At 33.0% G+C, this 17,690-nt stretch carries 18 protein-coding genes; 11 read left to right on the top strand and 7 right to left on the bottom strand.

Translation table 11 applies throughout. From position 1 onward, the window contains the following. Window positions 1–160 precede the first annotated feature (160 nt). From FF52_RS09625 to FF52_RS09610, 4 genes are all read right to left on the bottom strand, one after another. Window positions 161–1,609, bottom strand: a complete 1,449-nt coding sequence (locus FF52_RS09625; RefSeq protein ID WP_008464990.1) for a serine hydrolase domain-containing protein — start codon at window positions 1,607–1,609, stop codon at window positions 161–163. Between the two features lie 350 nt (window positions 1,610–1,959). After that, window positions 1,960–2,508, bottom strand: a complete 549-nt coding sequence (locus FF52_RS09620) for a nuclear transport factor 2 family protein (RefSeq protein WP_008464988.1) — start codon at window positions 2,506–2,508, stop codon at window positions 1,960–1,962. Between the two features lie 74 nt (window positions 2,509–2,582). Beyond that, window positions 2,583–3,377 carry a helix-turn-helix domain-containing protein gene (locus tag FF52_RS09615; RefSeq protein WP_035691306.1) on the bottom strand — a complete coding sequence of 265 codons (795 nt, stop codon included), beginning with the start codon at window positions 3,375–3,377 and terminating at the stop codon, window positions 2,583–2,585. Between the two features lie 63 nt (window positions 3,378–3,440). Then, complete coding sequence (locus FF52_RS09610; protein ID WP_008464984.1) at window positions 3,441–4,034, bottom strand: GNAT family N-acetyltransferase; 594 nt, start codon at window positions 4,032–4,034, stop codon at window positions 3,441–3,443. A 214-nt stretch (window positions 4,035–4,248) separates the two neighbouring features. Between FF52_RS09610 and FF52_RS09605 the strand changes: the two genes are divergently transcribed. After that, window positions 4,249–5,592, top strand: a complete 1,344-nt coding sequence (locus FF52_RS09605; protein WP_008464983.1) for an FAD-dependent oxidoreductase — start codon at window positions 4,249–4,251, stop codon at window positions 5,590–5,592. A gap of 91 nt (window positions 5,593–5,683) precedes the next feature. Here FF52_RS09605 and FF52_RS09600 read toward each other — a convergent pair whose 3' ends face one another. Further along, complete coding sequence (locus tag FF52_RS09600; RefSeq protein WP_008464981.1) at window positions 5,684–7,201, bottom strand: helicase HerA-like domain-containing protein; 1,518 nt, start codon at window positions 7,199–7,201, stop codon at window positions 5,684–5,686. 379 nt (window positions 7,202–7,580) lie between these two features. Between FF52_RS09600 and FF52_RS09595 the strand changes: the two genes are divergently transcribed. The 8 genes from FF52_RS09595 (at window position 7,581) to FF52_RS09560 (ending at window position 14,050) form a co-directional block, all read left to right on the top strand. Next, window positions 7,581–8,405: a MotA/TolQ/ExbB proton channel family protein gene (locus tag FF52_RS09595; protein WP_008464979.1), complete on the top strand. Its 825-nt coding sequence runs from the start codon at window positions 7,581–7,583 to the stop codon at window positions 8,403–8,405. Between the two features lie 44 nt (window positions 8,406–8,449). Then, on the top strand, window positions 8,450–9,061 hold the full coding sequence (locus tag FF52_RS09590; RefSeq protein WP_008464977.1) for an ExbD/TolR family protein: 612 nt from the start codon (window positions 8,450–8,452) through the stop codon (window positions 9,059–9,061). A gap of 19 nt (window positions 9,062–9,080) precedes the next feature. Further along, window positions 9,081–9,638 carry an ExbD/TolR family protein gene (locus FF52_RS09585; RefSeq protein WP_008464975.1) on the top strand — a complete coding sequence of 186 codons (558 nt, stop codon included), beginning with the start codon at window positions 9,081–9,083 and terminating at the stop codon, window positions 9,636–9,638. A gap of 38 nt (window positions 9,639–9,676) precedes the next feature. Then, window positions 9,677–10,480: an energy transducer TonB gene (locus FF52_RS09580; RefSeq protein ID WP_008464974.1), complete on the top strand. Its 804-nt coding sequence runs from the start codon at window positions 9,677–9,679 to the stop codon at window positions 10,478–10,480. Further along, window positions 10,480–10,707, top strand: coding sequence for a hypothetical protein (locus tag FF52_RS24030; protein ID WP_008464973.1), 228 nt, complete (start codon window positions 10,480–10,482; stop codon window positions 10,705–10,707). Before FF52_RS09580 ends, FF52_RS24030 begins: the two co-directional genes overlap by 1 nt. Before the next feature lie 2 nt (window positions 10,708–10,709). Further along, complete coding sequence (locus tag FF52_RS09570) at window positions 10,710–11,633, top strand: PstS family phosphate ABC transporter substrate-binding protein (RefSeq protein ID WP_008464972.1); 924 nt, start codon at window positions 10,710–10,712, stop codon at window positions 11,631–11,633. Window positions 11,634–11,649: 16 nt separating this feature from the next. Then, entirely contained in the window at window positions 11,650–13,317 is a 1,668-nt protein-coding gene (locus FF52_RS09565) for a tetratricopeptide repeat protein (protein ID WP_008464971.1), read from the top strand. A 100-nt stretch (window positions 13,318–13,417) separates the two neighbouring features. Further along, complete coding sequence (locus FF52_RS09560; RefSeq protein WP_008464970.1) at window positions 13,418–14,050, top strand: 7-carboxy-7-deazaguanine synthase QueE; 633 nt, start codon at window positions 13,418–13,420, stop codon at window positions 14,048–14,050. 79 nt (window positions 14,051–14,129) lie between these two features. Here the strand turns inward: FF52_RS09560 and FF52_RS09555 are convergent, their stop codons facing one another. Both FF52_RS09555 and FF52_RS09550 read right to left on the bottom strand, forming a co-directional pair. Next, a complete protein-coding gene (locus tag FF52_RS09555) occupies window positions 14,130–14,675 on the bottom strand; it encodes a YfiT family bacillithiol transferase (RefSeq protein ID WP_008464968.1) in 546 nt (181 codons plus the stop codon). Between the two features lie 16 nt (window positions 14,676–14,691). After that, window positions 14,692–15,399 (bottom strand): class I SAM-dependent methyltransferase, encoded by a 708-nt coding sequence (locus tag FF52_RS09550; RefSeq protein WP_008464967.1) that lies wholly within the window; start codon window positions 15,397–15,399, stop codon window positions 14,692–14,694. Between the two features lie 71 nt (window positions 15,400–15,470). Between FF52_RS09550 and FF52_RS09545 the strand changes: the two genes are divergently transcribed. Then, the gene (locus FF52_RS09545; protein ID WP_008464966.1) at window positions 15,471–15,965 is read left to right on the top strand and encodes a YkgJ family cysteine cluster protein; all 495 of its coding nucleotides are present in this window, start codon (window positions 15,471–15,473) and stop codon (window positions 15,963–15,965) included. An 89-nt stretch (window positions 15,966–16,054) separates the two neighbouring features. Beyond that, complete coding sequence (locus FF52_RS09540) at window positions 16,055–17,290, top strand: ABC transporter permease (RefSeq protein WP_008464965.1); 1,236 nt, start codon at window positions 16,055–16,057, stop codon at window positions 17,288–17,290. Window positions 17,291–17,690: the final 400 nt, after the last annotated feature.

Genomic DNA, 17,690 nt, shown 5'->3' with positions numbered 1-17,690 from the left:
AGGTGATTAAGTTATTTTGGGTGAGCTAAAATAGCATTTAAAAAAAATAATTCACCGAATTTGGATGTCCCAAGTTGTAACAAAAAAGCTCCGAAAAAATAGATTTTATATCTACTTTTTCGGAGCCATTTATAAGAATTTAATCTACAATTATTTGCCTTTATTTTTTAGAAAGCTCTTCCAAAACTTTTTTCCCGCCTTCATTTGTAGGATCCAATTCAACAGATTTTTTATAGTTGACCATCGCTAATTTTTTGTCTCCATCAGCTAAATACGCTTCACCTAAACTATCATAAACATTTCCAGATTTAGGGAAAGCTTCTACATTGATTTTGAAAACTTCAATCGCTTCTTTCTTTTTTCCAGTCTGCAATAATTGATATCCAACTCTATTCATGTCACCTTCTTTAATGGCATAGGTTGGATCGCTTTTTAGCTTTTTGTAAGCTTCTGTTCCTGCTGTAGCACCTTTTTCATTGTAAATATCTAATAAATCAAGAGCCAATGATTTTTTGGGCTGATTAAATGGCTGATTGTATAAAATAGCACGAATTGCAGTATTCATTTCGCCTAAAACAGTTCCGCCAGTGTTATTCAATAAAACAACAAGATTTTTGTCTTTAGGAATTCGAGAAATAATGGTATTAAATCCATTGATACCACCTCCGTGCTCCACAACAGTCAATTTATCGTTTCCGTTTGGAACATCATAAGTTGACCACCCGTATCCGTAAAAACCATTCCAAGCTTTAATGTAAGGTTTAAATAAAGATTCCATTGATTTTTCAGAAAGCAGTTTATTGGTATAAAGTGCCTGATCCCATAAATACAAGTCTTCTACAGTAGAATATAAAGATCCAGCGGCGTACGGAATACTCATGTCAAGATAAGAGGCATTGACAATTTTCTTTCCTTCTTTTTCATAACCGGCAGCTCTGTTTTTTATAATAACTTCGCTATGGTCGTAACCGGTATTAACCATTTTTAGAGGCGTGAAAATCGTTTCCTGTAAATTCTGCTCGTATGTTTTGCCTGTAATTTTTTCGATAATGTATCCTAATAAGAAATAACCCGAATTGCTGTAATTAAACTTTTCCCCCGGAGCAAAATCTAGCGGAAGATTAGAAAATGTTTTTACAAAAGCTTCTGGAGTATAAGGATTTCTTGCTTTTTCTTTTAGAAAATTTGGTGCATTGGTATAATTTGGAATTCCAGAGGTATGAGTCAATAAATGATGAATCGTAATTTTATCGCCATTTTCCTTTGGATAATCCGGAAGATAACTAGTAATAGGAACATCTAGTTTGATTTTTCCTTCTTCTGCCAGTTTTACAATCAAAAGAGCAGTAAATTGTTTACTGATTGAACCCAATCTGAATTTAGTATCAGGCTGATTCGGGATATTCCATTCCATGTTGGCAGAGCCAAATCCTTTTTTAAAAATTACCTTTCCGTTTTCGGCTACTAAAGCAGAACCGTTAAATTGTCCGTATTCATTGTATTTGTTTAAAAGCTGTTCGATTTGCTGCGCTTTATCTTGAGCAAATGTGCTGAATGCCGTAAGCTGGAAGGCAACAAAAAGTGCAATAAGTTTGATTGATTTTTTCATAATGGATTGATTATGTTTTTTAAGATTGGTGAAATTGATTCGCTTTTTGATTGATGATTGAAACTTTGCAACAAAAAGATATTCAGTATATTAAATCAAAAATATGTTTTTTTACTGAATAAATAAATGTCCTAGAATTTTAGACGATTGATTTGCGATTTGGTTTCAACAAAAAGCAGTTTTTTTTATTTTTTTCAGAATATAAAAAATCAGAGCACAGACCAAAGCAACTTTTACGCGGGTCTATGCTCATAACTAACAAATATTTTTAGGTAAATTAAGCCGTTAGAATTTTGCTTATATACAATAATACAAGGATAAATAATTTTAGCATAATGATTAAATTAAGTCTATTGCTTCGAGTTTACAGCAGAATGATCATAGCTTAAAGCTCGTTTTAATTTCCACTCATTATTTTCTAAAATCCACAAATGGGTAAATTTGGCTTTGCCTACAAGTTTTTCGTTTTTCTTTAATAAAGGTTCTCCTTTTGTGGCAGTAGTTTCATAAAACTGATGAATGCCAATTTGTATTGCGGCGTACAAAGCACCTTTTTTGTATAAAGGATAAATCTCAGTGCTTCCTGCAACCAATTCTCTTCTTGATCGATACGTTTCTTGCGAACCGCATAATCCGTTTTTAAAACTTTTTAAAAAATCTGCTTTATTTGAAAACCCGTCTTTGTCATGATAAAATTCAAGTTCATCACTAAATAAGTTTTCAAATTGTTTTATATCGCAAGTATTAAAACCGATGTCAAAGAGAAGACTGTCTTTTGCCATAATGGTTTTATACAAAATGGAATTTTTAGATTCTTGAGAAAACCCAAGTTGGGTTTGGATAAAGAAAATTCCAATTAAAAGAAATTTTAGCTTAATATTAGATTGATTAATTTTCATTTGTGATTGATTATTTGATTGATTCAACAAAAGTAATTCAATCAAAACTCGCAAAATTGTACAAATGCGAAAACTTATCTTTTATGAGAAAGAAAATATGAATTTGGATCGAATGTTTTCGGAGTAATTTTCGTTACATCTTTAAACTTTCTTATAAAATGGGATTGATCAAAATATTTATTGTAAAGCGCAATATCGGTCAGTTTTAATTTTTCTAAATCAGAATTAACCATTTGATCAACAGATTTTCGAAACTTTAAAATTTGAATATATTTTTTAATTGTTAATCCAGTTGCCGTTTTAAACTTAATCTGAAGCAATCGCTGTGATGAATTTAATAGTTTTCCGATTTCTGAAACCGAGATTTCATCTTGATGAAGCCTTATAATCTCACAGATTTTCTCAATGGTATTTTTCTCTGAATGCAAATCAGATAAAGCTTCAAAATAAGTATTTATTGTATTTAATATAATTTCTATATCGGAGCCAATCTGAATTTTAAAGGGTAGCTCTTCGGGATTAATTTTGATGATGGAATCGGTAAAATTGCTCAAATCATATTTAGGAAACATCGAAAGTGTCCATGTATGAAACTGAATGATGGTAACTTTTGTTTTCGGATAAATATTGACCAGAACTTTATTAGTCATTTGCGAACAAAAGTAAACACCTTCGTTCATCTCATATTTGGCTTTACTCGTATGAACTTCGATGGAATTTCCAGTTACAAAAGCGAGATTGAAACAGCCGTTTGGCAGAACAAGTTTGTTTTCGATCAGGCTTTCGCCAATGCTGTTGTCCAAACACCAAATTTTATTGACGAATCGTTCCGTTTTAGAATTTACATAATGTTCGGAGTATAACTGCATTTTAGTCTGTGATGTAATAGTTTAAAATCGCAGACTAAAATACAGTTTTTCTGAGTTATTGTTTTAAACAAACTCTCCAAAATTATCTCGTTTACTATTCTGCCATTCTTCCAAAATAATACTGAAATAAACATCATCTTTACTTTTCCCTTCAGAATCGACATAATTGTTTCTAAAAACGCCTTCTTTTACGGCGCCTAATTTTTCAATAGCTTTTTGAGATCTTAAATTTTCAAGATCGGCACTGAATTGTATTCTTCGAAATTGAATATTTTCAAAACCAAAATTCAATAATTCATATTTACACGCTTTGTTTAAACCAGTTCCCTGAAAATCTTTGCCGTACCACGTCCACCCAATTTCACATTTTTGGCTTGCGTGATTCAAATAACCATAACGCGTGCTTCCAGCAACTCGGTTTGTGGCTTTGTCAATAATAAGAAATGGATAACAAATTCCGTCTGCTTTTTGTTTTAATGTACTTTTTATATAGTTTTCAAAATCTTCATCGTTACGAACATACATTCCCATATACTTCCAGATTTCATCATCAAAAATAATTTCCTTGAGTTCTATGTTTCTTTTGCTTTCAAATGGGACTAAAAGCACTATTTCATTTTCTAATATAATGTCTGACTTTAGAATTTCGCTGTTCATGAATTTTGAGTTTAACTTATGGAATAATTTAGCACAAAACTAATTGTTTAATTTTTGTAAATAAATTTAATAAAATAACATTTTGTTATATTTTTAAATTACTAAAAAACGAGGTAAATCTTCGGAAATGAATATTTACAACATTTGTTCGTTTATTTTAAGGCTCATGTACAATTATTAGTTATTTTTACGACCCAATATTAGATTTTCCTCGATGCAAACATCATTAAAAATTGCAGTTGTTGGTTCTGGACTTGTAGGGTCGCTTCTGGCAATTTATCTTAAAAGAGCTGGTCACACTGTTCATGTCTATGACCGCAGCCCCGATATTAGAAATATAAATTTTTCTGGCCGTTCTATTAATTTAGCAATGTCCAACCGTGGCTGGAAAGCTTTGGATGCAGTTGGTGTAGGCGATGCAGTTAGAGAAATTGCAATTCCGATGGATAAACGCGCGATTCATTTGGTAGACAAACTCAATTTTCAGAATTACGGACAAGAAGGAGAATCCATATATTCTATTTCAAGAGGAACATTAAACAGAAAAATGATTGATCTTGCTGAAGAAGCAGGAGCCGAATTTCATTTTGAACAAAAAGTTTGGGATGTTACTTTAAACGATGCAACACTTCATATTGGCGAAAGCGAAAGGGGAGAGTGGGAAGAAAGAAAGTTTGATATGGTTTTTGGTGCCGATGGGGCTTTTTCTAGAATTCGTCACAGAATGCAGCGTCAGAGCATGTTTAATTATTCTCAGGAATTTTTAAATATGGGTTATAAAGAATTAAATATTCCAGCAAATCCAGACGGAACGCATAAATTAGATAAAAACTCATTTCATATTTGGCCAAGAGGCGAATACATGTTAATTGCGCTCCCTAATCTTGATGGAAGTTTTACCTGTACTCTGTTTATGCCTTTTGAAGGAGAAAATTCTTTTGAATCGCTAACCGACCGTAAAATGGTTGAAGATTTCTTCGAGAAAAATTTCCCAGATTCTATTGAAGTAATTCCAGAACTGGCAAATGATTTCTTTAAAAATCCAACTAGTACTTTGGTTACCATGAAATGTTTCCCTTGGACGTACGAAAACAAAATTGCTTTGATTGGAGATGCTTGTCATGCTATTGTTCCTTTTTACGGACAAGGTATGAATGCTGGATTTGAAGATATCACCGTTTTGAGCGAAATGATTGAAAAGTACCAAGACGATTGGAAAAAAATATTTACAGAATATCAAATCTCAAGAAAACCCAATGCAGATGCCATTGCAGAACTTTCGTATCGAAATTTCTTAGAGATGAGTACCAAAACAGCAGATGAAAAATTCTTGCTGCAAAAGAAAATAGAAAAAGTCTTCTCAGATAAACATCCAGACAAGTGGATTCCTCTTTATAGCCGTGTTACTTTCAGTGATCGACCATATGCCGAAGCTTTAGCAATCGGAGATTATCAAAACGGAATTATGGAAGAAGTTCTTAAAATGGAAAATATCGAAAACATTTGGGATGGAGCAGAAGTAGAAAATAAGATTCTGGAGTTATTAGAAAATAGATAAAATTTTTAAACCATATAAGTTATTTAAGTCAGTATAAATGCGTTGCAAATAAATTAAATGAACTTATAGAACTTATATGGTTTAGTTTTTTTTATTTCTTAAATATTTTAGTCAGAACCCCAAAAACACCTCTTATAAAAGTAGCGCTTGTTACTACTTTCAAAACAGATTTTGTAACAACTTCTGTAGTGCTTGGCCCTGCTTTTGTTGATTTGGCAGGAGCTTGTTCTTCTTGCTGAGCTGCGGCTTCTGCTGCTTCCGTCAGTTTTTTGTTTAAAATTTCAAAAGCACTCTCACGATCAATTTCTTCAGCGTATTTCTTAACTAATTTCGATTTGCCGTTTATTTCATCAATTTCAGATTGAGATAAAACATCCATTCGGCTCATTGGTGCACGCATCATGGTCGCCACAAGAGGAGTTGGAATACCTTTTTCGTTTAATGCTGTTACCAAAGCTTCTCCAATTCCTAAACTCGTTAATAATTCGTCTGTTTTATAATAAGGAGAAGTAGGGTAGTTGTCCGCTGTTTTTTTAATCGCCTGACGATCATTTGCTGTAAAAGCTCTTAGCGCATGCTGAATCTTTAATCCTAACTGAGCCAAAACACCGCTTGGAACATCCATTGGATTTTGGGTAACAAAATAAAGTCCGACACCTTTTGAACGAATCAATTTTACGATTGTTTCAATCTGCTCTAAAAGTGCTTTGCTGGCTTCATTAAAAATTAAATGTGCTTCGTCAATAAAGATTACCAATTCAGGCTGATCTGCATCTCCTTTTTCTGGCATCTTCTGATAAATTTCGGCCAAAAGACTTAACATAAAAGTCGAGAATAATTTTGGTTTATCCTGAATATCCGTCAAGCGGATGATATTTACATAACCTTTTCCGTTTTCATCAATTCGCATCAAATCATCAGTCTCAAAAGACAATTCACCAAAAAACAAATCACCGCCTTGCTGTTCCAATTCTATAATCTTTCTAAGAATAGTTCCAGTTGTGGCAGTCGAAATTTTTCCATAACTGGCAGCGATTTCGTCTTTGCCTTCTTCAGTAATATAATTAATTACTTTTTTAATGTCTTTTAAATCCAATAAAGGCATCTTGTTATCATCACAGTATTTGAAAATAACCGCAACAACCCCGGCTTGAGTATCATTTAAATCTAAAATTCGAGAAAATAAAACAGGTCCAAACTCAGAAACAGTGGCGCGAAGGCGTACTCCATTCTGTTTGGATAAGGACATCAGTTCAACAGGAAATGCTGCTACATTATAAGGTATATTAATTTTAGCATGACGTTCTGTAATAAAACCTTCTTCTTTACCTTCTTTTGCAATACCACTAAAGTCTCCTTTAATATCCATCATCAGTACAGGAATTCCTGCATTAGAAAGCTGTTCAGAAAAAACCTGAATTGTTTTCGTTTTTCCTGTTCCAGTTGCGCCAGCAATTAACCCGTGACGATTTAAAGTTTTTAGTGGAATTTTGACATGCGCTTCTGCAATTGGCTCACCATCAAGAATTGCGCCTCCAAGTATGATGCTGTCTCCCTTAGATGAGCACCCAGTATTAATGTCTGCAATAAAATTCTCTTTTTTATTCATGTTTTTATTTGTAATTTAGATTGTTATGAATATTGCTTTGTTTTTGGGCGCTTTTTATGTGGTTTTTTTTAGTAAGAAAAAGCTTTTTTTGATTGAAAAATTAATAAAAAAAAAATTCTCAGCTTTTTAAGAAGATATCAAAGGAATCTTTGAATATTTACTAAAACGTTGTAATTTTTCTAATTATCGTCCTTTTTTTTGTTTTATCTAAAAAATGATGCGGCCAATTTAATGAGATATTTTTTAATTTGAAGTTAAATTTCGGTCAATTAAATTAAAAAAAGTTTTTTTATTTAAACTAAACGTATAAATTTGCTCCTCTACAAGTTAAATATAACTAAAAAATAAAAATTATTTAAAACTATTAAAATTAAAAAAAATGGCAAACGTTAAAGTTAAAAAAGAAAGCACTTCAAATGGCGGAGGAATGATCACAGGAATCATTATTGTAGCGTGTATCTTAGTAGGGGTGTTTATTTGGAAAGTAATCATGGGGGATTCTGCGAACTTCGAAGGAGGTAATCCAGAAACAGGACATCCAATCAATACATTAGGACAAGTATATAAAGGAGGTTTCATCGTACCAGTATTATTAGGTATGTTTTTAATGGTTGTTGTTTTTTCTATTGAAAGATTTATTGTTATCGGTAAAGCTGCTGGAAAAACTAACCTTGACAAATTCATGAAAAGTGTTCAAGGAAGTATTAAAGAAGGAAACATCGAAGCTGCTATCGCTTCTTGCGACAAACAACAAGGTTCAGTTGCAAACGCAATTAAATCAGCTTTAGTAAAATACCAAGATGTTAAAAAAGAAGGATTCAACAGCGAAGAAGCTTCAGAAGTAATCCACAAAGAAATTGAAGAGGCAACTTCATTAGAAATGCCAATGTTAGAGAAAAACATGACTATTATCTCTACTTTAGTATCTTTAGGTACATTAGGAGGATTATTAGGAACTGTATCTGGTATGATTAAAGCGTTTGGTGCGTTAGCTTCTGCTGGTACTCCTGACCAAGCTGCTCTTGCAACAGGTATCTCTGAGGCACTTATCAACACTGCTACAGGTATCTCTACTTCTATCTTAGCAATTGTTTCTTACAACTTCTTTACTGCTAAAATTGACGATTTAACTTACTCTATCGATGAGGCTGGTACTACAATCGTTAATACTTACAGAAAATTCAGAGGAAGTTTAAGACAATAATTAATTTTTGATATTTATTTATCAAAAAAATAAAATAAAAGATAATGGCTAAAATAAAAATGAAAAAAAAGTCTACATCGACAGATATGACTGCGATGTGTGATGTAGCGTTCCTTTTGCTAACGTTCTTTATTTTGACCGCTACTGCTAAAGTGCCAGAGGCACTTCCTGTAGATACGCCTGCATCTACTGTACAAACTAAATTACCAGATTCTGATTTGGCAATTATTACAGTAGGAAAAGGAAAAGTATTTTTTGACATCAAAGGAAGAGAGATTCGTAAAAGAACTCTTGAAGGAATTGGTGCAAAATATGGTATTAATTTCTCTGAAGAAGATAAAACCAAATTTGCATTGATGGACGACTTCGGTGTGCCAGTTACAGGTTTAAAGCAGATCATTGATATGAAAGCGGCGGACAGAACCAAAGCAAATCAACCTGGAATTCCTTTGGACTCATTAGATAATCAATTAAAAGAATGGCTTCTAATTTCTAGAAGAGCTACAATTGATTTAGATGACAAAGAATTGCAGATTGCTATTAAGGGAGATGCGAAGGAAGAGTATCCAAAAATCAAAAAGATTATGGATATCTTACAAGATCAGAAAATCAATTCCTTTAACTTAGTTACAGGTACGAGAGGGAAAGACTTTTAATTAAAAAATATACACTAAAATGGCTGAATTAAATACCGGCGACGGCGGTGGTGGTAAAGGTGGTAAAGTAAGAAGCAAAAAGCAGAATTCGAAAGTCGATTTAACAGCGATGGTGGATTTGGCATTCTTATTGATTACATTCTTTATGTTAACTACTTCGTTGTCAAAACCTCAATCGATGGATTTGTCGTTGCCAAACAAAGATGATAAAGATACCGAAACGAAGGATACCAAAGTAGACGAAAATCGTACTATGACAGTAATGTTAGGTGGCGATAATAAAATGGTTTACTATATGGGATTATTAGCGACACCGAAAGTTGGGCCAAAAGACATTGCATATGGTAAAGATGGTATCCGTAAAGAATTGCTAAAACAGAAAAAAAATGTTTTAGCTTATTCTACAGCTTTAGGAAAACCTAAAAACGGAATCATCGTGATTATTAAACCAACTAAGAAATCAAATTACCGTAATTTGGTTGACATTTTGGATGAGATGGCTATCACTGGAGTTGAAACTTATGCGATTGTTCCAGAGTTTACACCAGAGGAAACGAAATTGATAGATAAAAAATAAGAGTGATCTTAGTTTTGTCAACTTAAAAATCAAGAAAAATGAAATTAGATATTATAAAAAATCAGTGGCTTGATATCGTATTCGAAGGGCGTAATAAGATATATGGAGCATACGAGCTGAGAAAATCGAACGGGAAAACAACTGTGAAAGCGCTTGTGATCGGTTCACTTATCTTTAGCTTTGCAGTTGCTGCTCCTCTTATTGCAAGTTTCTTACCAGATTCTCAAGAAGAAGAGGTAAATAACGATATTAAGATTGCAACGGTAAAATTACCTCCAAAGAAAAAAGAGGAAATTAAACCAAATACACCACCGCCACCGCCGCCGCCACCAAAAGTGGATCAGGTTAAATTCGTAAAACCTGTGGTTGCAAAAGCTGAGGAAGTAACTGAAGATCCACCAAAAATTGTTGACTTAAAAGACAAAAAAGTTGGTGCTGAGACTATCAAAGGAGATCCAGATGCAGTTTTAACTGTTGATGAGCCAGTTGGTAAAGGACCAGTAGCAGAGGTGGTTCAAGAAGATAACACTGTATACAACACAGCAGGTATCGAAGTAAAACCAGATTTCCCAGGGGGTATTGATAAATTCTACAAATTCGTAGGAAACAACTACAAAACTCCAGAAGAAGAAGGTTTAAAAGGTAAAGTTTACGTTACGTTTGTAGTTGAAAAAGACGGGTCGTTAACAGATATTAAAGTTTTAAGAGATATCGGTTACGGAACAGGAGCAGAAGCAATTCGTGTTCTTAAGAAATGTCCAAAATGGACTCCCGGCGAGCAAAATGGTAAAAAAGTTAGGGTATTATACTCTCTTCCTATTACTATTCAATCTGCAGAATAATGTTAAAAGATATGCTTAATAATATTCAGAAGAAATCGCTCAAAGAGCGATTTCTTCTTGTTTTAGGAATACTGTTTTTTTTAATATATCTTGTACTCGGTTTAATGATTATGTTTTGGGAAAAACTCCCATTGAATATGGAACCTAAATACAGATATGCATTTGGAGGTTTGCTGATTGTATATTCTGGAATAAGATTTTTAAGATTAATTAATTCAAAAGAATAATTATGTTGAAATATAGTAAGGCTTTAGGTTTGATGGTTTTTGTCTTTTTGTTTGCGATGTGCAACCAAAAAAGCAAAAATGAAGCTGAAAAAGAAACCATTTTAAAAGGATCACTTGATATTACAGTTGATGAAACTGTAAAACAAATCGTAGACGATCAGGTTGCTGTTTTTGAAGGGACTTACTATGATGCAAAAATTACAGTAAAGCCCAAATCAGAAGCTGAAGTAATTAATGATTTATTAAATCAAAAAGCTAAAGTTGTCATCACAACTCGAGATCTGACTCCGGAAGAGAAGACTCGTTTTGAAAAAAGCAAGATTAATCCGAGAGTGACGCCTTTTGCACGTGATGCAGTTGCTTTTATTTCAAACAAAAGCAATAATGATACTCTTATTGCGTTGAAAAGTGTAATCGATTTTATTCAGGGGAAACCGGATGGTAAAATTAAAGGACTCGTTTTTGATAATCCTAATTCAAGTACTGTTCGCTACATGAAAGATTTAGCCAAGGTGAATGAAGTTCCAAAAGCTGGCGTTTTCTCTTTTAAAACAAATAACGAAGTAATAAAATTTGTTTCTGAAAATGATGGAATGATTGGTGTTATTGGAGTAAATTGGCTATACCAGCCAACACCAGACATGACAGAAACAATTAAAAGAATAAATGTTTTAAGTGTAAAAGGATTAAATAGTAATAATTACTATAGCCCTACACAAACGGACTTGGCATTAGATAAATATCCTTTGGCACGTGATTTGTTTATTATCAATTGTCAAGGTTATTCAGGGCTTGGAATGGGGTTTGCTTCATTCATAGCTGGAGATATTGGACAGCGTATAGTCTTGAAATCAGGTTTACTGCCATATAAAACTCCAGGGCGTAAGCTGAAAATTAGAAGTGAAATTATAAAAGATAAAGAATAAATTAATTACGATAAAGATGAATAAATTTAAAATTTTTAGTCTTGCATTAGTTGCCTCGGCCACTGCGGCAAAAGCGCAAGACATCAACCAAGCAAAGAAGGCAATTGATGCTGAACAATTTGATAAAGCAAAAAACATACTTAAATCAATTATTAAAGCAAAACCATCTGATGGTGAAGCTAATTTTGTTCTAGGGAATGTTTATTTAAACCAATCTGTTGTTGACTCTGCAAAAATCTATTACAATAATGGATTGCAGGCTTCAGATAAGAAAAACTTAAACTATATTGGTTTAGGTCAATTAGATCTTGATGCAAAAAACACTGCGGCGGCTCAAGCAAATTTTGCTTTAGCTACTAAAGACATGAGAAAAAAAGATATAAATGAATTTATTTATATCGCTAGAGCATATATGAACTCTGAAAATCCAGATTATAAAAATGCTATTGAAGTTTTAAAACGCGCTTTATTAGTTGATCCTCAGAATGCACAAGCATTATTAGCAATTGGAGACGCATACTATGGAGCAAACAATCAAAATGATGCTTACAAAGCATACCGTGATGCATTTACTGCTGACAATACTTTATTGAGAGCAAAAATGCAGTTAGGTGTCTTATTAAAAGGGGCTAAATCTTATGATGAAGCAATTAAATCATTCAATGAAGTTATCGCATTAGATGCTAATTATGGGCCAGTTTACAGAGAATTAGCTGAGACATATTACAAATGGGCTAGAAATAAACCTTCTACTGCTAAAGTTAATTTGCAAAATGCAATTACAAACTACGAGAAGTATTTAAGTTTGACAGATTACTCGCTTGATTCTAAAATGCGTCATGCAGATTTCTTAATCTTGGTAAAAGATTACAAACAGCTAGAAACTGTTGCAAACAAAATGATTGCTCAAGATAAAGTAAATCCTAGAATTTACAGATATTTAGGTTATGCGGCTTACGAAAATGGTAATGTTGATGTAGCAATTAAATCTATAGAAGATTATATCAAAGCGCCAGGAAACAAAGTTATTGGTAGAGATTACTATTACTTAGGATTGGCTAAAATTAAAAAAGGAACAGCTGCTGATGGTACAATAAATCAAGCTGCTTTTGATGCAGGTTTAGCTGATATCAAAAAAGCTGTTGAATTGGAGCCTTTAGTAGTTGAAGAATTTGCAGACTTTGGAAAAGAATTATTCGGTAAAAAACAATATGCACAAGCAGCTGCTATCTTTGAGCTTGGAGCAAGTAACCCAGAGTCTAAAAATTACTTAGATGACAGTGTTTATTATGGAATTTCTTTATACTACGGTAACGCTAGTAAACCAAAAGAAAGCCGTGATGCTGTAGCTTTAGGAAAAGCAGATGCAGCTTTTGACAAAATTTTAACTACAGCTCCTAATTACGATGAAGCTTACTTGTATAAAGCAAGAATCAACTCTTTGTTAGACAAAGATGATTTGATCATTAAAAACTACGAAGAGTACGTTACTAAAATTACAGCAAAAGGTCCTGAAGAAGTGGCGAAACCAGCTGTAGCAAAGAAAATTATTGAAGCTTACAACAGTATTGGTGCTGCTTATGCTAATACAGATAAAGCTAAAGCTGTTGAATATTTCAATAAAACTTTAGTTTTAGATCCAGCAAATTCATATGCGACACAGTCTATAAAATCTTTAAAATAATATAGATTTTTATAAATAATAGAAAACCGGTAGTTCAATAAACTATCGGTTTTTTTGTTCCGTATATTATTGACTATCTTTGCACTCTTAAAATAATATAATGTTACCGAAAGAAATACAATTAGAAGTAAATAAAGGAGCAATGCTTCCTTTGATGGAAGAATTTTATACCATTCAGGGAGAGGGTTCGCATACAGGAAGAGCGGCTTACTTTATTAGAATTGGTGGATGTGATGTGGGATGTCATTGGTGCGATGTGAAAGAAAGCTGGAATGCCGAGATTCATCCTCCAACGAAAGTAGATTTAATTGTTGAAAATGCAGCAAAATACGCTGATACAGTTGTTGTAACTGGCGGAGAACCTTTGTCTTGGGATATGACGCTTTTGACAGAACGTTTAAAAGAGAAAAATTTAAAAGTGCATATTGAAACTTCCGGTGCTTTTCCGTTATCTGGAACTTGGGATTGGATTTGTCTTTCACCAAAAAAGAATAAGCTTCCAACAAAAACAGTGTATGACAATGCTCACGAGTTAAAAGTGATTATTTACAATAAGCACGATTTTATTTTTGCCGAAGAACAAGCAGAATTAGTAAACGATAATGCAATTTTATTCCTTCAGCCAGAATGGAGCAAAAAGGAAGAGATGACTCCACTTATTGTTGATTATGTTATGAATAATCCAAAATGGAGAGTTTCATTGCAAACGCATAAATATCTTAATATTCCATAAAAACAGAAAATCTCTTCAAGTGAAGAGATTTTCTGTTTTATGGAAGTATACAAGCTGTGTAAAAAGTAAACACATTTTATTATTTCCAATTTTTATAATTTTTCAAAGCGGTAATGTGTGCTAAATGATGGTTTCCGTGCCAAGCATACATTCCGATCATTCTTTTGATTTTAATTTCTGAATTATCAGAAGGATGTATAAAAGTTTTTTCTAAATCAGATGTTGATAAACTACGCATTATATAGCCCAATCTGAAATGAAGTCCTTTCAGTAAATCTAGGGTTGGTTGGATTGGCATTGTCAGATTGTCGCTTAATTCAGACCAAAGCACTTCGTCATAAGGCTTAATTACGGGATTGTTTTCTGTCAAAGCCCATTTTAGGCGAACGTAACAATTCATATGGCTTTCGGCACAATGATGAATAACTTGTCTTACTGTCCATCCACCAGGTCTATAAGGAGTATCCAGTTGTTCGTCAGTTAAATGAATTGTTTCTTTTGTGAGTTTTTCAGGGAGATTTTTAATTTCTTTGATTTTTTCAGAAATATATTCTGCAGAATATTGCTCTGGAGCTGTAAATTTTCCAATCGGATATTTTAATTTTTCTAAATCTAGTTCATTCATGGTTTTATGGTTTGTTTTAAATGGAAAGTTTGGCTAAATAGTCGTAATGTTCGCCTTCAAGAATAAGCTCACAGTTTAAACCATTTGCGATTGCTGCATTTTGAAGCGTATTATAATCCAAATATAACCAGTCAAAAGGTTCTTCTTTTTCTCCTTTATAGCTAATGTTAAAAACGAGTTCGCCATAATAATCATTTTCAGACGGAATCCATTTCCCACCGTCTTCATCTTCATCAAACATATAAATGATGTCAGAACTGTCAATTAAAATTTGTCCACCAGGATTTAAAAGGGATTTTAATTTAGATAAATATTTGTTGCAGTTTTTTAGCTGGCCAAAAATCCCTGTTCCGTTCATTAAAAGCAGGATTGTGTCAAATTTTTCTCCTTCAAAATCTAGAATATTTTCAACCTTAGCATTTTTTATACCTCTAAGACGACAGGTTTCAACCGCTTTTTCTGAAATGTCAATGGCAGTTACATCTAAACTGCGTTCATTTTGCAATGATAAAGCGTGACTTCCCGCGCCACATCCTACATCTAATATTTTTCCTTTAGCCAATTGCAAAGCCTTTTGCTCAATTTTAGGCATCTCATTATAAGTGCGGAAAAGATATTCAACACTCATTTCGTCTTCTTCAGAAATCGAAGTTTCGGTGATAATGTCTTCAGGTGAATTTTTGGTGTAAAAATCAAATATTGCTTTCCCAAAAAGATCTTTCATTGTTTTAGTTCAAAGTTTAAGGTTTCAAGTCAAAGTTGTTTAATTTTGCAAATCAACTTTAAATATTAAACTTGAAACAGATTTTAAATAACTTAAGTAAGTTAGCCAAAGATAAGCATAACGAGGATAAAAAGTATTTCGATAAGCTTAAAAAGAAACCGCCAAAAAATTTAGATTACATTATGCAGGATTTGCACGATGCTGAATTTAAGAAAACGGATTGCTTAAAATGTGCTAATTGCTGTAAAACAACGGGGCCATTATTTACTTTGGCAGATATCGAGAGGATTTCAAAACATTTTAGACAAAAGCCACAACAATTTATTGATCAGTATTTGCGAATTGATGAAGACAAGGATTATGTTTTGAAAAGTGTTCCCTGTACTTTTTTGGATAATGAAAACTATTGTATGATCTACGATGTTCGTCCAAAAGCCTGTCGTGAGTTTCCTCATACAGATCGAAACAAATTTTATCAGATTTCAAACTTAACTTTGAAAAACGTTGAAATTTGTCCAGCGGCATATAATATAGTAGAAGAAATGAAAAAGAAATTGCCTTTATAAATCAAAACTGGCAATTGTTACAAGAACATCTCAAATTTCCTTTTTTAAGGCGTACTTTTGAGAAAGGAATAATTTAAATAACTTATAACTTGAATTTAGAGTATTTTATAGCCAAAAGACTTATTACTGCAAAAGATTACAAAAGCAGTATTTCGGCGCCCATTATAAAAATTGCTATTTCTGCCATAGCGATCGGGATTATTATGATGATAGTTTCGGTAGCGACAGGAATAGGTTTGCAGAAAAAGATTCGTGAGAAAGTTTCGGCATTCAATGGTCAGATTATAATTTCTAATTATGATAATAATAATTCAGAAGTTACAACAGTTCCAATTTCGAAGAAACAAGATTTCTATCCCAATTTTAAATCAGTTCCAGAAGTTAGCCATATTCAGGCAGTCGCAAGTAAAGCAGGAATTATTAGAACAGAAAATGCATTCGAAGGAATCATTTTCAAAGGAGTTGGTGCTGATTACGATTGGAACAACATTAAGGAATATATTGTAGAAGGTAAATTGCCAGATTTTACTAAAGCATTGAATGAAGATGTTATTATTTCAAAATTTCTGGCAGATCGCTTAAATTTGAAAATCGGAGACCAATTCAATACCTTTTTTATAAAAGAAGAACAAGGAAAGCTTCCAAATAGTCGCCGATTTAAAATTGCGGCTATATTTAATTCAGGTTTTCAAGATTTTGATGCTACTTATATAATTGGTGACATTCGACATATTCAGAGAATCAATAAATGGAATGAAGATCAAATTGGGGCATTTGAGATTTTTGTTAAAGATTTTAATGAAATTAAAGCTGTAGGAAATAAAGTTTACGAATCAACTTCCTCTAATCTCGATACAAAAACCATTGTAGAAAAATACAGTTATATTTTTGATTGGCTTCAATTGTTTGATTTTAATATCGTCATCATTTTAGGGGTTATGATTTTGGTGGCGACAATTAATATGGTAGTGGCGCTTTTGGTGCTTATTTTAGAAAGAACGCAGATGATAGGAATTCTAAAGTCGATGGGGGCAAATAACTGGTCAGTCCGTAAAATATTTTTGTATAATGCCTTTTACTTAATTCTACGAGGGTTGTTCTGGGGAAACCTAATAGGTATTTCAATTCTTTTAATCCAACAGCAATTTGGAGTAATCCAGCTCAATCCTGAAAATTATTATGTCAATCAAGCTCCAGTCTATCTAAATTGGATTTATATACTCCTATTAAACTTACTTACTATTACTGTTTGTTTTTTGGTATTATTAATTCCTTCATATATAATTACGAAAATATCTCCAGTAAAAGCCATTCGCTTCGATTAGATAATAAAGCTAAGCATATGTAATCCGACAGGCAAACCTGTCGGATTTGTCTTTTTATCTATAATATTATATAAGTGTTTTTTATCAGACTGAGCGGAGTGAAGAGTATCCAGTTTTGGAATTTGGAATTTGAAAGTTTGGGATTTTGTTTTTTTTAGGAGCAGTTTCCCGCTATCCGCTACAATCTTTTTATGGCGGACCCCGCCATAAAAAGGATTTCCGCTCCTATCGGGGCTAGGGAATCGGTTTCCAGAGGAAAAAGGAGGATCAGAGTTGGCGTCTTAGTGCCTTTAGGGGAATAAAAAAGATGGAAGAAGAAGCTTTGGAGCCTGAAATCTTCTCAGAAAAGAGGTGGGAAAGCTGAAAATCCATTAAAATCGGATATCGGAAAACCCGATAA

Origin of the sequence: Flavobacterium sp. F52, assembly GCF_000278705.1 — a bacterium.
GTDB lineage: Bacteria > Bacteroidota > Bacteroidia > Flavobacteriales > Flavobacteriaceae > Flavobacterium > Flavobacterium anhuiense.
The sequence above is the reverse complement of the archived record's forward strand: the minus strand, read 5'-3'. Positions and strand labels throughout refer to the sequence as shown.

Coding starts and splice junctions, on each gene's coding strand:
- FF52_RS09625 (WP_008464990.1), bottom strand. CDS start 1,609: ATGAAAAAATCAATCAAACTTATTGCACTTTTTGTTGCCTTCCAGCTT.
- FF52_RS09620 (WP_008464988.1), bottom strand. CDS start 2,508: ATGAAAATTAATCAATCTAATATTAAGCTAAAATTTCTTTTAATTGGA.
- FF52_RS09615 (WP_035691306.1), bottom strand. CDS start 3,377: ATGCAGTTATACTCCGAACATTATGTAAATTCTAAAACGGAACGATTC.
- FF52_RS09610 (WP_008464984.1), bottom strand. CDS start 4,034: ATGAACAGCGAAATTCTAAAGTCAGACATTATATTAGAAAATGAAATA.
- FF52_RS09605 (WP_008464983.1), top strand. CDS start 4,249: ATGCAAACATCATTAAAAATTGCAGTTGTTGGTTCTGGACTTGTAGGG.
- FF52_RS09600 (WP_008464981.1), bottom strand. CDS start 7,201: ATGAATAAAAAAGAGAATTTTATTGCAGACATTAATACTGGGTGCTCA.
- FF52_RS09595 (WP_008464979.1), top strand. CDS start 7,581: ATGGCAAACGTTAAAGTTAAAAAAGAAAGCACTTCAAATGGCGGAGGA.
- FF52_RS09590 (WP_008464977.1), top strand. CDS start 8,450: ATGGCTAAAATAAAAATGAAAAAAAAGTCTACATCGACAGATATGACT.
- FF52_RS09585 (WP_008464975.1), top strand. CDS start 9,081: ATGGCTGAATTAAATACCGGCGACGGCGGTGGTGGTAAAGGTGGTAAA.
- FF52_RS09580 (WP_008464974.1), top strand. CDS start 9,677: ATGAAATTAGATATTATAAAAAATCAGTGGCTTGATATCGTATTCGAA.
- FF52_RS24030 (WP_008464973.1), top strand. CDS start 10,480: ATGTTAAAAGATATGCTTAATAATATTCAGAAGAAATCGCTCAAAGAG.
- FF52_RS09570 (WP_008464972.1), top strand. CDS start 10,710: ATGTTGAAATATAGTAAGGCTTTAGGTTTGATGGTTTTTGTCTTTTTG.
- FF52_RS09565 (WP_008464971.1), top strand. CDS start 11,650: ATGAATAAATTTAAAATTTTTAGTCTTGCATTAGTTGCCTCGGCCACT.
- FF52_RS09560 (WP_008464970.1), top strand. CDS start 13,418: ATGTTACCGAAAGAAATACAATTAGAAGTAAATAAAGGAGCAATGCTT.
- FF52_RS09555 (WP_008464968.1), bottom strand. CDS start 14,675: ATGAATGAACTAGATTTAGAAAAATTAAAATATCCGATTGGAAAATTT.
- FF52_RS09550 (WP_008464967.1), bottom strand. CDS start 15,399: ATGAAAGATCTTTTTGGGAAAGCAATATTTGATTTTTACACCAAAAAT.